General features: G+C 69.9%; 10 protein-coding genes and 2 pseudogenes. 6 read left to right on the plus strand and 6 right to left on the minus strand.

The window, feature by feature from the left end; all coding sequences use genetic code 11:
* Window positions 1-713: 713 nt before the first annotated feature.
* Complete coding sequence (locus ACFZB3_RS27680) at window positions 714-3,779, plus strand: FG-GAP-like repeat-containing protein (RefSeq protein ID WP_391379660.1); 3,066 nt, start codon at window positions 714-716, stop codon at window positions 3,777-3,779.
* 270 nt (window positions 3,780-4,049) lie between these two features.
* On the opposite strand, the gene ACFZB3_RS27685 is transcribed toward ACFZB3_RS27680, so the two are convergent.
* The 4 genes from ACFZB3_RS27685 to ACFZB3_RS27700 all read right to left on the minus strand — a co-directional run bounded on the left by ACFZB3_RS27685 (window position 4,050) and on the right by ACFZB3_RS27700 (window position 8,714).
* A complete protein-coding gene (locus ACFZB3_RS27685) occupies window positions 4,050-4,835 on the minus strand; it encodes an FkbM family methyltransferase (RefSeq protein WP_391379662.1) in 786 nt (261 codons plus the stop codon).
* A gap of 623 nt (window positions 4,836-5,458) precedes the next feature.
* The gene (locus ACFZB3_RS27690; protein ID WP_391379664.1) at window positions 5,459-6,589 is read right to left on the minus strand and encodes a catalase family protein; all 1,131 of its coding nucleotides are present in this window, start codon (window positions 6,587-6,589) and stop codon (window positions 5,459-5,461) included.
* Window positions 6,590-6,648: 59 nt separating this feature from the next.
* Window positions 6,649-8,007 (minus strand): Dyp-type peroxidase, encoded by a 1,359-nt coding sequence (locus tag ACFZB3_RS27695; protein ID WP_391379666.1) that lies wholly within the window; start codon window positions 8,005-8,007, stop codon window positions 6,649-6,651.
* 119 nt (window positions 8,008-8,126) lie between these two features.
* A complete protein-coding gene (locus tag ACFZB3_RS27700) occupies window positions 8,127-8,714 on the minus strand; it encodes a hypothetical protein (RefSeq protein ID WP_391379669.1) in 588 nt (195 codons plus the stop codon).
* A gap of 369 nt (window positions 8,715-9,083) precedes the next feature.
* On the opposite strand from ACFZB3_RS27700, the pseudogene ACFZB3_RS27705 reads away from it, so the two are divergent.
* Window positions 9,084-9,173 (plus strand): annotated as a pseudogene (locus ACFZB3_RS27705) (VCBS repeat-containing protein); the annotation flags it as partial.
* A gap of 287 nt (window positions 9,174-9,460) precedes the next feature.
* On the opposite strand, the pseudogene ACFZB3_RS27710 reads toward ACFZB3_RS27705, so the two are convergent.
* Window positions 9,461-9,927 (minus strand): annotated as a pseudogene (locus ACFZB3_RS27710) (MFS transporter); the annotation flags it as partial.
* A 238-nt stretch (window positions 9,928-10,165) separates the two neighbouring features.
* On the opposite strand from ACFZB3_RS27710, the gene ACFZB3_RS27715 reads away from it, so the two are divergent.
* Genes ACFZB3_RS27715 through ACFZB3_RS27730 form a run of 4 tightly spaced genes read left to right on the plus strand, consistent with a single transcriptional unit; the run spans window position 10,166 to window position 13,938 of the window.
* Window positions 10,166-11,086 (plus strand): ATP-binding cassette domain-containing protein, encoded by a 921-nt coding sequence (locus ACFZB3_RS27715; protein WP_391379671.1) that lies wholly within the window; start codon window positions 10,166-10,168, stop codon window positions 11,084-11,086.
* Entirely contained in the window at window positions 11,086-11,910 is an 825-nt protein-coding gene (locus tag ACFZB3_RS27720) for an ABC transporter permease (protein ID WP_391379673.1), read from the plus strand. The genes ACFZB3_RS27715 and ACFZB3_RS27720 overlap by 1 nt, the downstream gene beginning before the upstream one ends.
* Window positions 11,911-11,935: 25 nt before the next feature.
* Window positions 11,936-13,276, plus strand: a complete 1,341-nt coding sequence (locus ACFZB3_RS27725; RefSeq protein WP_391379676.1) for a histidine kinase — start codon at window positions 11,936-11,938, stop codon at window positions 13,274-13,276.
* The gene (locus ACFZB3_RS27730; protein WP_391379678.1) at window positions 13,273-13,938 is read left to right on the plus strand and encodes a response regulator; all 666 of its coding nucleotides are present in this window, start codon (window positions 13,273-13,275) and stop codon (window positions 13,936-13,938) included. Before ACFZB3_RS27725 ends, ACFZB3_RS27730 begins: the two co-directional genes overlap by 4 nt.
* A gap of 70 nt (window positions 13,939-14,008) precedes the next feature.
* On the opposite strand, the gene ACFZB3_RS27735 is transcribed toward ACFZB3_RS27730, so the two are convergent.
* Complete coding sequence (locus ACFZB3_RS27735) at window positions 14,009-15,280, minus strand: sialidase family protein (RefSeq protein ID WP_391379680.1); 1,272 nt, start codon at window positions 15,278-15,280, stop codon at window positions 14,009-14,011.
* Window positions 15,281-16,119 lie beyond the last annotated feature (839 nt).

Here is a 16,119-nt window from a genome sequence, read left to right on the forward strand (position 1 = left end):
CGACTCATGCGGCGCGGATGTGTCGGAGTCGGCGGCGGCTGCCGGAAGGGCCAGTACGGCTGTCAGCAGCGCACCGGCTGTCAGCGCAGGCAGAACAGCGCGAAGTCTCACTCGACGGATCCCCCCAAATATGCGAATGCCCGTACCACCCACGCCATTTCAGCACCGCTCGCAGAGCGCCACGGGTCGGCCAATCGTAGAGCCGGCCTCCGGCGCGACCGCGCTCAGGGCCCGGGGGAAGAGCCCAGGACTCCTCCGGCCGGGGCCCCTGTGCAGCAGCCGAGAGGCATCGCGGAGGCGGTGCGGGCGGGTGCGCGTGTCGGTCGCCATCGCCGTTCGGCATCGACCTCCCCCTCCCATCACGATGGACAGCAACGAGGCCAGCGACTCTGACCTGGGCTTTCTCCGTGCAGCAGGTGACGAAGGGGAGCGGTCGGCGCTGCTGACGGTGCCACCGCGCATGGGCCACCGTGTGCGGAGACCAACTGTCGAAGTGACGTTGCTGATGCGTACGAGTGGTCCCGGCCGGGGCATCACGGAGGTGTCGTCGGGGAACGAAGCGGCGCCGTCCGCCGCACGAAGGGCTACGTGGCGAACTCCAGGGCGCCGTGGCGCTGACGTCCTCCCGGCCTCCCCCGACCGCAACCTTGTCGCCCGTTGGCGAGTCTTGATCTTGCAATTGACCTCGCTTTCCACCCCCGTGGAGGAACCAAGTGGGCAGACGTGCCCTCATCCGTGGCGGTCTGGCCGTCGCCACCTCGCTGACCCTGGCCATGAGCCTCGGCCCGCTGACGGGCGAGGTCCACGCGGCCGACGCCTCCGAGGTGGTCATCCCGGCGCAGACATCCCTGCTGCCGCGGACCGCGCTGCTCAGCGCCGGACCCTCGGGGTTCCTGCGTTATGAACCCGGCCGCGGCCATGTGTGGACCACCTACACGGGCGAGGACACGGTGGTGGACGCCTCGGCCGGCGAGGTCTGGGGCATGCCGGAGTTCGGCGCCGGCTCGGACGTGGTCGCCCGCTACGACGACAGCGCGCGGACCGTGACGCTGCGGGACATGGCGGCCGGGGGGACGGCGACGACGATCCCGCTCCCGGACCGCCACACCTACCGGGGGACGCTCGGGCGGACCGTCCTCACGACCGCCTGGACGGCCGACCGGCTCACCTGGCACCTGCTCGACCTCCAGGACGACGGCACCGTGGGCGACCGCGCGGTGTCGGGCGTCCCGGCCGACGTCTCCTCGGTGAGCACCGGCAACTCGCCCGTGGCCGACGCCCACGGCACGGTGGTGCAGTACTGGACGGGCAGCACGACCCACAGCGGCTGGATAGACGCCGACCAGGGCACGTTCGTCGCGCTGCCGTACAACCCGACCATCACCACGACCGGGCGTGTGGTCCTCACCCCCACCCACCTGGTGTCGTGGGACGGCGTCGGCACCGTCTCCGTGTACTCCCGCGCCGACCCGACCACGGCCGTCCGTACCGTGCCGCTGGAGAACGACTACGCGACCCACCTGCTGGGCATGGTCGGCGACCGGCTCCTGGTCTCCCGCTACGACTCCTCGCTGGGCGCCAAGGACGGCGGCCTGCCCGTCTGGCGGGTCGACGCGCTCGCCCCCGACGGGTCGACGACCAAGTCCGTGCTGGCCCGCTCGGAGAGCCTCGCCCTCGCCGTCCCCACCCCCGACGGCGGGCTCCTCGTGCCCGGCGGCGGCGCCGACACCGCCGACTTCGGGGTGAACCTGGTCCGCGCGGGCACCGACGGCACCCCCGTCGCCGAGAAGGTCGCGGCCTCCGTGCTGGACCCCGTGGCCGACCCGGTACCCGCACTCACCCTGGACAACGGCCGGTTGACCGTGACGGAACGGGACCACGAGACCGGCCGTACCTCCATGTACAGCCGGACGATCGGCAGCACCGGTGACGCCCTCACGGTCGGCCCCCGCACCTCCCAGGGCCTCGTCACCGCCTCCGCGCCCTACCTCGTGGGCACCGGGGACGGCCGTACGGTCGTCTGGAACTCGTATCTCTCGGGCGACGACCGCGTCCCCCGGGTCGTCCAGCCGACGGGCACGCTGCCCGGCACGGCGATCGACCCCCAGCACAGCTATGTACGGGTGTGGGACGCCAAGGGCCGGCACGTCGCGATGGCCACCGAGTACACGGCGGCGGCCGGTTCGCAGACCCGGGTGGTCGACCTCGACACCGGCTCCACGGTGCTCACCTCGGCCACGCACGGCAAGGCGCTGTGGGGCACCACCCTGTGGGTGGCGGACGGCAACGACAGCGCCGCGCCGGTCGACGTCCGCACCGGCAAGCGCGGCGACTCGGTGTGGTTCGGCCGGAACTGCCTGCTGGAGGACCTCCAGGCGGTGGGACGCCGGCTGCTGTGGTCGTGCGTCGGCTCGGCCGAGAGCCAGGGCGTCTACGACACCGTCACCGGGACCAGGACCACCCTCACGCAGGGCGCCTGGGAGACCGCCAAGCTCGGCGACGGCTTCGTCGTCACCAACACCGGTGGTGAGCTGAAGGTGACCGACATCCGGGGTGCCACGCCGGTGACGCACTCGGTGGCGACCGTCCCGGGCGGGCAGCCGTGGGACGTCGACCCGTACACCAGCCTGATCGCTTACGTCGACGCCAGGCAGAACACCCACCTGGTATCGAGCGGCGTCCCCGTCTCGGCACTCACCCAGCTCGACGCCTCCGTCGCGGGCTCGGCCGACGTCAAGAGCGCGCCCTGGAGCCCGCGTTGGTGGCTGTCGAAGCAGGCCGCGTCCTGGACGCTCACCCTCAAGAACAAGGCGACCGGCACGACCGTCCGCACCCTCTCCGGCGGTACGACCCAGGGCGCGCTCCAGACCTCCTGGAACGGCAAGGACACGGCCGGCCGGCTCGTCGCCAACGGCGCCTACGCCTGGACGCTCACCGCCACCCCGGCCGACGGCCAGGGCGCGGCCCTCACCAGGACCGGCACGCTCAAGGTCACCGGCGCGACCCCGGTCCGACGGGACTTCGCTACCGCGGACGGCTTCGGCGAGGTGCTGACCCTCAACGGCTCGGGCGGACTGACGTACCAGTACGGCACCGGCACCGGCACCCTGACCGCCAGGAAGACGGGCGCCGGCTGGCCGACGAGCGCGAAGTTCGTGCCGTACGGCGACCTCGACGGCGACCGGTGCAACGACGTCCTCGTGCGCTACGCCGGCGGTGCGCTGCGTGCCTACCGGCCCGCGTGCGGGGCGGCGGTGACCCCGTCGACGGCCTACACCTCGCTGGGCACCAGCGGCTGGACGCAGTACGACGTGCTGACCTCGCCCGGGGACATGAGCGGTGACGGCCGAGCGGACCTGATCGCCCGACAAGCCTCCACCGGGGACGTCTACCTGTACAAGGCGACGAGCGCGGGCAAGCTGTCGGCTCGGACGAAGATCGCCTCTAAGTGGACGGGCTACAAGAAGATCGTGGGTGCCGGCGACCTCGACGGCGACGGCCACGGCGACCTGCTGGCGCAGGACAGGTCGAACGAGCTGTGGCGCTACGGCGGCACCGCGACGGGCACGTTCAAGAGCCGGGTGAAGGTCTTCGACGACTGGGGGGCCTCGTACAACGTCATCGTCGGCGTGGGCGACATCACCGGCGACGGCAGGGCCGACCTCGTCTCCCGCGACACCTCCGGTGCCCTCTACCGCAACAACGGCAACGGCAAGGGCTCCTTCGGCGGCCGCACCAGACTCGCCACCGGCTGGCAGAGCTACAAGGGCGTGTTCTGACCCACGCCCCACGCCCTCTTTCTCCATCGAGGCGTCTCGGGGCGCGGAGTCGACAAGGAGTCGACAAGGAGTCTGGACAGCGGTCGAGACCGTCCGATCGCGGAACGGGTCCGCCGGTCGTCGGGGCGGCTCGGCTCGGGGGTGCCGTGGGCTGAGCTCCTGCCGTGGGCCTCCCGGAGCAGCGTGGATCCTCCCCCGTGAGTGCCCGCCCGGCGGGGGAGACCGACAAACGCGTCGACCACCGTGCCGGGTGCCGGGTGCCGCACGCGGTCAGGGCCTGATCGCGAACACCATGCCTATGTCGCCGGCCTGCTGGACCGGGTTCTGCTCGGTGCTGACCGTGAAGCCGTGTGTGAGGAGGGTCGCGCAGACCGCGTCGCGGTTCTGCCGCCAGCGCTCCACCTCCACCACGGCCTGGCGGACCAGCGGCCAGTGCCGTTCCTCGATGCCCCTGAGTACATCGAGTTCGGCGCCTTCCACGTCGATCTTGAGCAGGTCGATGCGGTCGATGCCCTGCTCGTCGAGCGCCGAGGACAGGGTCCGGACCTTCACCCGGTGCGTCTCAAGGCGTCGCATCACCCGCAGCTTGCGGCCGACGAGAACAGTGAGAACGGGGAGGGGTACGCGGCGCAGGACCGGTCCCAGGCCGCCCTGGCTGATCATTTCGACGATGCTGGCGGTGACCCGGCGCCGCTCGGCCTCGATGTTCCCCTGATCTCGCGAGGAAGAAGAGAAGATCGTGGCGGCCGGGACGTAGCTGAAATCGAGCTCGTCCTCGCGAGACGCCAAGCCGTAAGGGAGCGGGGTCAGGCGCCCGTTGAAGAAATCGCGAGCGTTGCGCTCAAGTGTCGCGTGGAGTGGGGGCAGCGGCTCGAAGGCATAGATCCGCACGTCCCCGTCCAGCCGTTCGTACACGGTCGCCGAGAACACGCCGATGTTGGCGCCCACGTCGAGTACCGTCGCGCCCGGCCTGCACACGATGCCGTGGGTGAAGTAGCCGCCCACCTCCTCGCGCAGGAAGGACACCTCCCAAGGATTGATGCTGTGCAGCTCCATCACATTCATGGCCATGACAAAGTCATTACCAGCACGGGGACGGCAATCCAACCCGCGCGGTTCACTTCGGCCGATTCCCTCGCCTGGCAGTGCGGCTTCCGTGCCGGCCGCGGGCGCCGGCTACCGAGCACCCGCCACGAGGCTCGTCCGGTGCCCCCTCGACGGAGCGACTGCGGCCGGGGCGTCACCACAGACCCCCGGGCCGTCATCGGCCCGGGGGGGTCTCGGTGGAGCGGGTGACGAGAACCGAACTCGCGCTCTCAGCTTGGGAAGCGACGGCGCTTGACAGCGGGATGGTCGCTGACCTGCGCGTATGCGGCTCTGAACAACACCCGACAGCGCGAGATCGCACCGCTGCTGACCGTGATTGTCCGCTCTTGAGGGCACGCCATGGGCACGCTGCCGGCTCGGAAGCGACGAAAGGTATTCTCGGCGCTGATGGACCGTCGACCTCGCGAGGCGAGCCGAGGTCGAGGATGTGTCGTTCCATGAGCACACGGATCGACTGAAGTCCTGCCGCTCGTGCGGCGAATGGGACGGGCGGGGTTCTCACGGGTCGACGCCGCCTCCCGGGCTCGTGTGCCCCGGATGTGCCCTCGGGCCGTTTCACCAGAGGGCAGCTTCTATCGGGCCGGGCCAAGTACTTCGTCGGCGCTGCGCGGCTCGGTGCGTGGCTGTTGGTTGAGCTTGTGGCGCGCGATGGAGGACTGCCGGTAGACCTCCTTGCGGGCCCGCATGATGTTGCCCAGGGGTGCGTGCTCGGCGGTGACCCGCCAGGGGGTGAAGGACAGCGCGTCCATCTTCTCCAGGTTCTCCGGGCCGGAGATGTCCTGCTTCGGCAGCCGCAGCTTGGCCACGGTGACGGACGGCGAGAGCTGTTCGGGCCACTCCACGGTGGTGTCCTCCACCGGCATGCGTCGCAGGTCGGTGCAGAGCTGGACCTGGATGTCGAAGGCGTAGGGCCGTTCCCGCAACTCACCTTGCAGGGCCGGCCGGAAGACCTCCGCTGCCGAGGCCGGGTCGATGGTGCGCCGGACCACCGCGGCGGCGGAGGACGGGTCGGGAGTGAAGCGCACCTTGGCGATGTAGTCACCGTGGCGGACCGCGCCCATGGTCCAGTAGCTCGACAGCAGCACGTTTGCCGGCGGAGTCTTCGCCAGGCGCAGGAAGGCCAGGAACTCGTCCCACGCCCAGTTGTCCTGGTCCAGAGTTCCCTTTCCGGTCACGAAATCGGTGTAGAAGCGATGTGCGCCAGGGCGGCCCTGGGAGAAGTAGGCCGGTGCGTTCAGGAACAGTTCCTGGATGAACAGGTAGTGCTCGACCGTGTTGCAGAAGAAGATCGGTCCGTTGATGTTGGCGTAGTCGAAGGTGCCCGTGTCCGGTTCGTCGTCCAACAGGGTCGGGCCGGGGATGTCGAACATCTTCAGGGCCAGTCCGGTAGCGGCGCCCAGGCGCGCGTCGGCTCCGGCGTGGGGCGAGCCGTTGGAGAAGCGGATGAGCGCGTCGTGGGTTCCCGGGGTGGCGTAGATTCCCTGGGCGTACTCGGGGGGCAGACCGGCCAGGATCTCCACTTCGCCGCGGACCAGCCCGTAGCCCTTGGCGTGGGCGTCGCGGAGGGCCTGTCCGGTGCCGCCGGCCTCGACCGACTCGGCGATGTAGCTCCTGGTCTTCTCGATCACCGTCTGCACGTTGCGTTCGAAGTCCGGGTCGGCGTCCTCGACGTCGGGCGTGTAGCGGACGAACTCTGCTGCCATGGCTGCGACCTCTCCTCTCAGAGACCGTGATCGCGCTCCGAGGGCTTGCGGCTGTGCCCTCAGTCCTCCAGTTCGGCGAGCCAGCGCAATGCGCGCAGCCCCGGAACGAAGCAGTACTCGCCACCGCGGGTGACCACGAAGCCGGGCAGGTTCTGGAGCCGGCGCCGGACCGGTTTCTCCGGGATGGTGAGGCTGCCGGTGCCGCCGTGGTGCCCGGCGACCGGGTCCTGTTCGCCGGGGTAGCCGATGAAGTTGCCGTCGTTGACCCATTCGGCCTTGATGAACTCGAACTGCCGTTCCAGATGGGCGCCGAGGAAGACTCCGACCAGTCCGCGGTCGGCGCCGTCGTCCTCCAGCACGCCCTCGGGCAGCGGCGGGCCGTAGGTGGTGCCGCGGCGGATGAGGCGGTGCATCCGCGCGTCGCCGATGATGGTGGAATCACGGGGGTTGGTGCGCCGGATGTGCGCACCGGCGGGGCACCGGTAGCCGCGGTCGTCGTTCTCCCGGTAGAGGAAGTTGTTGACGCGGTGCGGATCGGCCGCCAGCTCCGGATCGTCGTGCTCCGGCGCCAGCGCCAGCGGCGCGCCGCTGGGCCAGCGCCCGACCATCTTCGCCGCCAGGAGCGCCTCCTCCTCGGCGCCGGCGGTGTTCGCGCGCAGATACCGGCGCCAGGCCGCCACGTTCGTGTGGATCTTGCGAACGGCGGCGTAGGTGCCGTTGCGCCCCAGCACGTCGGGTTGGGGCATGGGGGGAAGGTTGCCGGTTTCGTCGGGGTAGCCGAGGATGAACTCGCCTGCCTTGATCGGGGCTTCCTGCGGGTTGGAGCCGGGCAGCCCCACACCCTCGATGTTCGGATGGCTGATGCCGTCCCGGAACCCGAAGGTGGTGCGTCCGGTCGGCAGCTGGTGGACGTCCTGCTGCCAGATCACCCGGACACCGGGGGTGTCCTCGTAGGCGACGCGGGCCCGCTCCAGCTCCTTGTCGAGCTGTCCCGTGTCGGAGGAGAGGGCGCTCAAGGCGATGTGGACGTCACCGGTTCCGAACGGTGCCTCCCAGTGGACCGGCGAACTCTCGCCCACGTCGCCGATCCGCTCCGCCCGGGCGGCCATACCCTCACGAAACGCCTGCGGAAAGCTGTCCAGCGACTCCTGCGGCACCCCCAGGGCGCTCAGCCCCTGATAGGTGAAGGCCACGGCGACCCAGGCATCCTCGCTCCGGTCTGCTCCTGGCAGACCACCCGAGGTCACCGGTAGCAGCCGCCGCAGCAGGGCGCGCCCGGCGTGGCGGTCCTCGACGTGCAGGAAGACGAACTTTCCCTCGTACGGAACGGGCCTCGGCCGCAGGGCCCCGCTCTGGACGTCGTCGATCTCGACGCTCATGCCGGCCGCGCTGTCGCTGTCGCCGTCCGCTGTGTTCATGGTCGCTTGTGCCTCCGCGTCGGTCTCTGCCCGGACAGCCCGGCAGCGGCTGGTGCGCGCCTGTCGACGCGGTCCACCGATGGTGGGTGGGGGTCCGGGGGGGTGGCTGTGTCCGGGTTCTAGGCCGAGGCTTCCTCCAGCAGCTTCTGGAAGGCCGGTGTGGCCAGCAGCTCGGCATTCGCGGGGTTGTCCAGTGCCGCCCGGAACTGGGGGGTGTCCAGCACCTCCTGGAACGCGTCGTCCACGCGGTGGTCCTTGTAGATCTGTTGAACGGTCAGGTCGGGGTAGGCGCTGACGAAGACCCCCGCGGGCTCCTGGTGGGCGAGGAACCAGTCCTTGACCCCCGGATCCTTGATGCCGGGGAACCCTTCGCTGTGCGAGAAGACCTTGTCGAAGCGTTCCCCGACCACCGTCTTGGCGAAGTCGTCGATATAGGTGTCCCAGGAGCCGTCGAAGACGCTGGCGAACATGAACCTGGTGTCGTTGTCGAAAATGACGTGCCGTGCGTCATGCAGCGTGCCGATCTGGCGCAGCGCCGCATGGACGTTCTCGTCATTCGCCGCGTCGGCGAGCCAGGTGAGATCCGTGCGCAGTGCATCGGCCTCGCCCGGCTTGATCTTGGTGAAAACGGTGAACTCGTTGGAGACCCCATCCGTCCTGCCCGGGTGCTCGGGGTGAGCCGACGGGGTTGCGCCTGTCGCGGTCATCGCGAAGCTCTCCTGTCGCGGATCGGTGCGAGAGTCGCCAAGCGCTTGGACATGAGGCGCCATCGCCCTCACGTCTTCAATCCTCACTGCGGCTGAGCACCCCCGCATCTCGGCTCCTGGGCGTTGTGGTCACCTGGGGCGGCACCTCGAGAAGCTCCGGCAATTGCGGGATCGCCTGCCGGTGCGGCAGGCCGACGCCGGGGTCCCCGCGTCCCGGGAAGCTCCCGAGGACAGATCCGGCCAGGCGCAGGAGGATGGAGTCGCAGGAGGATGGAGTCGGGTGAGACGTGCCGAGTACGTCGTCCTCGCCGTCGTCCGGCAGCCACTTCCGCGCGGCCGTGAAGAACGTGTCGCTGCCCACTGCACACCACCGGCGACAGCCGCGTCGACATCATCGGCTTCGGCCGCACGGGGGTCTGCGTAGCCCGAAACCTCTACCGCCGCTTCAGGACCCGATAATCCACACAGGCTCGTTACCGCAGTGAACTCATCCTTGGGAAGCGACGGCGCTTGGCGAGCTGGATAGCTTCTGACCTGGGCGTATGTACTCTGGTGTGGCGTACAGAGGCATGGGATCGCACCGCTATTGACCGTGGTCTACCGGTCTTGAGGGCACGCTATGGGCACGCCGTCGAGTCGGAGGCGTGGAGAGCCTCTCCGGGGGATCGGCGAGCCGTCGAGCACGGGAAGCGAGCGCTGGCCGGAAGGGTGCCGTTGCGGTAGCTCGTCGAATGGGTCGGTCCTGGTCAGGAGGGGACGCCCGCCCGTTGCCGTGCCGCCTCCGCGAGGCGCGCTGAGCGTGTCCGGGTGCCGAAGGCGGCCAGGGCGATCGCGCCGAGCAGCCAGGTGTCGGCGATGAAGGAGAAGACGCTCTGGCAGCCGTGGCCGTTGTGGAGCGCGGCGACGATCAGTGGACCGGCGGCGTTCGACAGTCGGCCGAGGCCGTAGGAGACGCTCGTGCCCAGCGAGCGGCTGCGGGTGTCGAAGAGCTCGGGAGAGTAGACGCAGGCCGATAGCAGCCGAGTGGTGCGCCGACGGTGGTCAGGGCCACGTAGAAGACGGACTTCTCGACGCTGAAGCCCTCCTTGGCCGGCAGGGTGGGTGCCCAGCTGGAGTAGCCGAAGAAGCCGATGGTCTGCGTCATCCGCAGAACGGTGAGCAGCAGCGTCGGGAAGAGGTGCGGTGCCGTCCGCAGCCTCATCGGCACAGGCGCCATCCCTCTGCTCCCAGGGGCGATCGCGGCATGCCGTGCACTGCACGGCTGAGCCCTGGACGACGTTCCGGGCGTCCGGCCGGGTCGTCCATGACGACCACTTCGCCGGTGTACCGCGGTACCAGTGGCCGACGGTGATTATGACCTCCAGGTCCACGGGTCGCGCCGTAGCCGCTCCTAGCCTCGAAAGCAGTGACCCGGCCGGATGCCGGGCCGGACAGAAGCGGGGAGTGGCACTGTGATCGAAGTTCGTGAGCTGACCAAGCGCTACGGGGACAAGACGGCGGTGGACCGCTTGAGTTTCACCGCCCCGCCCGGACAGGTCACCGGGTTCCTGGGACCCAACGGGGCGGGCAAGTCCACCACCATGCGGATGATCGTGGGTCTGGACGCGCCCACCAGCGGTACGGCCCTGGTCAACGGCAAGCCCTACGCCCAGCATCGCGCCCCCCTGCAGGAGTTGGGGGTACTGCTGGAGGCGAAGGCCGTACATCCGGGCCGCTCCGCGTTCAACCACCTCATGGCACTGGCGTACACCCATGGCGTGCCACGTCGACGGGTGGAGGAGGTCATCGACCTCGCCGGTCTGCACGAGGTGGCGCACAAGCGGGTCGGGGCGTTCTCGCTGGGGATGGGCCAGCGGCTGGGCATCGCGGCCGCGCTCCTCGGTGATCCCGCAGTCGTCATGCTCGACGAGCCGGTCAACGGGCTCGACCCCGAAGGCGTGAGGTGGGTACGGGAGTTGCTGCGCGGGCTGGCCGCCGAGGGCCGCACGGTGATGCTGTCCTCGCATCTGATGAGCGAGATGGCGCAGACCGCCGACCGCCTGGTGGTCGTCGGTCGGGGGAAGCTGCTGGCCGAGACGACCGTCGACGCGCTGGTCGAGCAGGGCGAGGACAAGGGGGTGCGGGTGGCCACCGGCGAGCCTGCGCGGCTGCGGTCGCTGCTGGCCGCACCCGGCGTCACCGTCACCTCGACGGGCGCCGAGCGGCTGGTCGTCTCCGGCCTGGACACGCGGCGGATCGGGCAGGTCGCCGCCGAGCATCAGGTGCCGTTGTACGAACTGGTCACCGAGTCGGTGTCCCTGGAGGAGGCGTTCATGCATCTGACCCACGACGCCGTCGAGTACCACAGCAGCGACGCCGGGAAGGCCGCCTGATGAGCGCGGACACCATCACCGCCACCACGCCGGTGCGCCCGAAGTACCGTGTGAAGGGCCGCCGAGTGATCCGTTCCGAATGGTCCAAGTTCTGGTCGCTGCGCTCCAGTTGGATCACGCTGGGTGTGGCCGTGCTGTTCCTGGTGGCGATCGGTGCGATCGCCGCCGCCCTCTACAGCCCGAGCGGTCCTTTGGGCGGGAAGGACGCGGCATCCGGTGCGGCGCTGACCCTGGCCCTGGCCGGCACCAACCTCGCGGCCCTGGCCGTCGGTGCGTTGGGTGTCTTGCTGTCGGCCGGTGAATACAGCACGGGGATGGTCCGCTCGACGTTCGCCGCGGTGCCGGGCCGGCTGCCTGTGCTGTGGGCGAAGTGCGCGGTGTACGGCCCGATCGCCTTCGTCACATCCACCGCGGGCGCCCTGGTCTCGTTCCTGCTGGGGAGCGCCGCCCTGCACGGTGAGAAGATCGCCCTGTCCCTCGGGGATGCCGGGGTCTTCCGGTGCCTGATGGGCGCGGGCCTGTATCTGGGTCTGGTCGGTGTGTACGGCGTGACGGTCGGCCTGCTCGTGCGCAACAACGCCGGGGGCATCGCGATCCTGGCCGGTGTCGTGCTCGTCCTGCCCGGCCTGACCGGGCTGCTGCCCAGCTCTCTGGGAGACACCGTCAGCCGCTACCTGCCCAGTAACGCCGGCCAGTCGGTGATGACCCTGCACGAGTCCAGCGACTCCCTGGTCAGCCCGGGAGCGGGGGTGACGGCGCTGCTGGTGTGGGCCGTACTGCTGCTGGCCGGTGCCGCCTACCGGCTGCGCCGCAGTGACGTCTGAGGTCCCGTCCGCGAGGATGGAGCCGATGGACGACAGAACGAGGGTGCGGGAGGCCCGGGCAGGGTCGGCTGCAGCCTCGCCCGGGGCGGACGCCGTCTGGGCACACCCCGTCATGCGGACCCTGTTGCAGGTACTGGGCCGTCTGCGGGCGGCGGACCGACGGCGTCCCTGGTTCCTCGACACCACCGTGGTGGTCCTGGTCGCCGCCGCCGCGCCGCCGGATCTGCTGGTGCACAGCCCGGGGCATACGGTGTCGCGCCCGGTGGGGGCCGACCTGCCCGTCGGTGTGGTGCTGGGCATCGCGGCCGTGCTGGTGACGCCGCTGTGGTGGCGGCGCCGCAATCCCGCCGCGGTCTTCGGGGTCTGCCTCGTGGTGTGCCCGGTCATGTGGTCGCTGGGCCTGGGGCCCGCGGCCGCCGCCGTGCTGCTGATCGCCCTGTTCGACCTCGCCCTGCACGCTTCACCCAGGGCGATCTGCTGGGCACTGCCGGTGACCGTGGCCGGGTGGGTGCTGATCGTGGTCACCGTGATCCCGGCGGCCAATCCGGTGGCCTTTCTGATCCTGTCCGTCGGCACCGGCATCGGGGCCGTCGCCCTGGGCCTGACCTTCCGGATCAGCCGGTTGTACCTGTCCGCGCTGCGGGACCGCGCGGCACGGCTGGAGGTCGAGCGCGACCAGCGCGTCCGGCTGACGGCGGCGGCAGAACGTTCCCGGATCGCCCGCGAGATGCACGACATCGTCGGCCACAACCTGTCGGTCATGGTGAACCTCGCCGACGGCGCCGCCGTGCTCACCACCCGCGACCCCGCACGGACCGAGCAGGCACTCCATCTGATCGGCGACACCGGCCGGCAGGCGATGGACGAACTGCGTCGCGTGCTGGGGGTGCTGCGCGAGCCCCAGGAACCGGAGGACGACGGCACGTCCCGGTCCCCGCAGCCGGGTGTCCGGGACCTGGAAACCCTGCTCGACCGGGTGCGCGCGGCCGGCCTGCCGGTTGCCTACCGCACCGTCGGCCCGGTCGACGAACTGGGCCGCGGCGTGCAGCTCACGGTGTTCCGTGTGGTGCAGGAAGCCCTGACCAACACCCTCAAACACGTCGGCCTTGGTGCCACGGCCGAGGTCACGGTCACGGTCGAGCACGGTCGGCTGCGCGTCCGGGTCACCGACACCGGTTCGCCGGCGCGGAAACGGGCCACGGCTCCCCGCGGGGACACCGGACACGGCCTGGTCGGCATCCGCCAACGGGCCACGCTCTATGACGGCACCGCAACCATCGGACCACGCGCCGACGGCCAGGGCTGGATCGTGGAAGTCCTGCTGGATCCGTCCGCCTCGGCCACCTCAGGAGAGTCCGCGCCATGACCACCGTGTTGCTCGCCGACGACCAGCCGCTGCCCCGCATGGGCTTCAGGATGCTGCTCGACGGCACCCCCGGCATGAGCGTCGTCGGTGAGGCCGACAACGGCGCGCAGGCCGTCCGTATGGCGGCCGACCTGCGCCCCGACGTGGTCCTGATGGATGTGCGGATGCCCGGTATCGACGGCATCGAGGCGACCCGCCGGATCGTGGCGGCCGGCGCTCGCACCCGCGTGATCATCCTGACCACCTTCGATCTCGACGAGTATGCCTACGCCGGCCTGCGTGCCGGGGCCAGTGGCTTCCTGCTCAAGGACGTCCGGCCGGCGGAACTCCTCGCCGGGATCCAGGCGGTCGCGACCGGCGACGCCGTCGTGTCCCCCCGGTTGACCCGCCGCCTGCTCGACGCCCACGCCCACCACTTCCTGGCACCCGGCGCCCAGCGCCACACGGACGCGCGGCTGGCCGCGCTCACCGAACGCGAGCACGAGGTGCTCGTGGCGATCGGCATGGGGTGGACGAACGCGGAGATCGCCGACCGTCTCGTGCTGACCGAGTCCACCGTGAAGAAGCACGTCGGGCGGGTCATGGCCAAGGTGGGCGCCCGCGACCGGATCCAGGCGGTGATCGTCGCCTACGACGCGGGACTGGTCACTCCCCGCCCTTGACTTGTGTTGGTTGCATGACAGTGGTTCGCCGAGGCGCCTCGGCGAACCAGTGTCATGCGGAGGACTGCTGTCAGTCGGTCGCCTTCGAGGCCGGGCGCTTGTACAGCTTCAGCGGCACCCGGCTGATGATCGAGTCGAGGGAGGAGTTGTTCCGCCCGTTGGCCCAGGTCACGTAGGCGTACTTGTCGGTCAGGGTGATGCCCGACCAACGGTCACCGGGAGGGCCCATCTCCCCGACCGGCTCGGTCACGTGGTTGACCTGCACCGGGGCGCTGAACGAGCGTCCGTGGTCGAAGGAGACGGCCGAGAACGCGTCCCCCGTGGTGGTCCGCCACATGACACCCAGGTCGCCGTTGGCGCCGAAGTCGATCGCCGGACGCTGGGCGTTCGGGGTGGTGATCGTCGCCGGGCCGTTCCAGGTCCTGCCGGCGTCCGGGGTGACGTAGACGTCCAGGGTGTTGGAGTCCCGGGGGACCATGACCGCGAACCGGCCGCGGTGGGAGGTGTCGGCGGCGACCCACGGGACGGGGTCGGCGGCCGCGCCCAGGCCCGGAGTCGGCACCAGAGAACCGGCGCCCGCCGCGACAGGGGCTCCCTGGCCGTCCTTGACGGTGGTGTTCGTCCACGTCTTGCCGTCGTCACGGCTGATGTGGAAGTTCACCGACTGCCCCGCCTCTTGGGAGGCGGACACAAGGATCCCGCCGTACACGGCGATCTCACGCCCGGGATAGCCGCACACGAGCGGGATGCCCGGTGCCACCTCGATGCAGGGCATCGGGCCCGGGATCACCCGCGAGTCGGTGCTGAAGGTCTTCCCTCCGTCGGCGCTGACGGAGACCGCGCTCGGGTACTCCCACGCGGCCCCGGCGACCGCGTAGACCTTGCCGGTCGCGGCGTCCACGCGCATCTTCGGGGCACCGCCCAGGAGAAGCGGGGTGGATACCGGGTCCGTCCAGGTCCTGCCGCCGTCGGTCGACTTCGCGACCTGGTTGTGGTTCACCAGGTTCGCGGCCAGGCCGGAGCTGACCTGGTTGTTGTCCACGTACACGGTGCCCTTCGCGTCGAACTGCACGCTCGGCTCACCGCACTTGGGCGCCGCGGTACCGAGCGGCCAGGCGACCTGGGTCCAGGTGTCGCCCCTGTCGTTCGAGTAGGCAAGGAAGCACCCGCCGTCGACCGGTTCCAGGCCCGGCGACGGCGGGAAGATCGTCGAGACGAAGACCAGGTTCTTCGGGTTTCCCGGGTTGACGGCGACCGTCGGCTGGCCTTCCTTGGTGGCCGGCATGTTGGTGACGTCGACCTCGTGAATGCCTGTGTTGCCCGCGTCAATCGGCGAGGCCACGGCAGCAGGTGTTCCATACAGCAGGAACAGTGCGGAGAATGCTGCCGCACTTAACTTCGTGGAGGAACTTCTGAATGGCACCATGCGATCCTCGATTTCCACGTCCGGTAGAACAGAATTCTTGCGTTCCCTGCGGCACGGGACCGAAATCGGTCGGACGGATATCGACTCCGCGGCCACAGGCTCGGCCAACTCTCACCAACATCGCTCATGAACGCCTGTCTCCTGCCTGGCCCGCTGACGTCGGGTTCCCGCCCGCGGTCGCAGAGTCAACGACTCACTCCATCACCAAAAGGAAGAATCGACTGCGGCAGACGGTAAACGGGCTTCTTCGCGTCGTTGTGATCCGGCCCGCTTAGGCTAGAGAGCCCCGCTGTCGCATCCGTGGGACTACGGGAGGCAATTGACCCGACGGAGTGGTACCGCAGTACCGTTCCAACTGGCGAATCCCTCATTTACGGGTGATTTCCCCGAGACCGGCGGCAGAGTTCAAAGCCGCGCCAGGTGGTGGAAGTGAGCGGATGGCGAGCGGGGCCGCGGGTTCGCGACGCTGGACGGATGTGCACGCTTCGGTGCGACGGACGCGCTACCTGCGATCGCCTGAACCCGCTCTTGAACGAGGGCCGCGAACCCGCGAGTTCCGCCGAGTGGTGACTCGACGCAAGAACTGCTGGACCACCCCGCGCGGGCCGGGGAAGAGACAGTCCGTCGGCCGGCCGACCTCGGTGCGGACCGCGCCGCCCGGCACGAAGCAGACCTCGTCGCCGTCGAGGGCGAGTCGGCCGTAGTGCGGTGCGGGGAAGTGGGCGGGAAAGAGGAACGCGTCCTCGCCGAGCGCC

This window comes from Streptomyces sp. NPDC008092 (genome assembly GCF_042957285.1).
Taxonomy (GTDB): domain Bacteria; phylum Actinomycetota; class Actinomycetes; order Streptomycetales; family Streptomycetaceae; genus Streptomyces.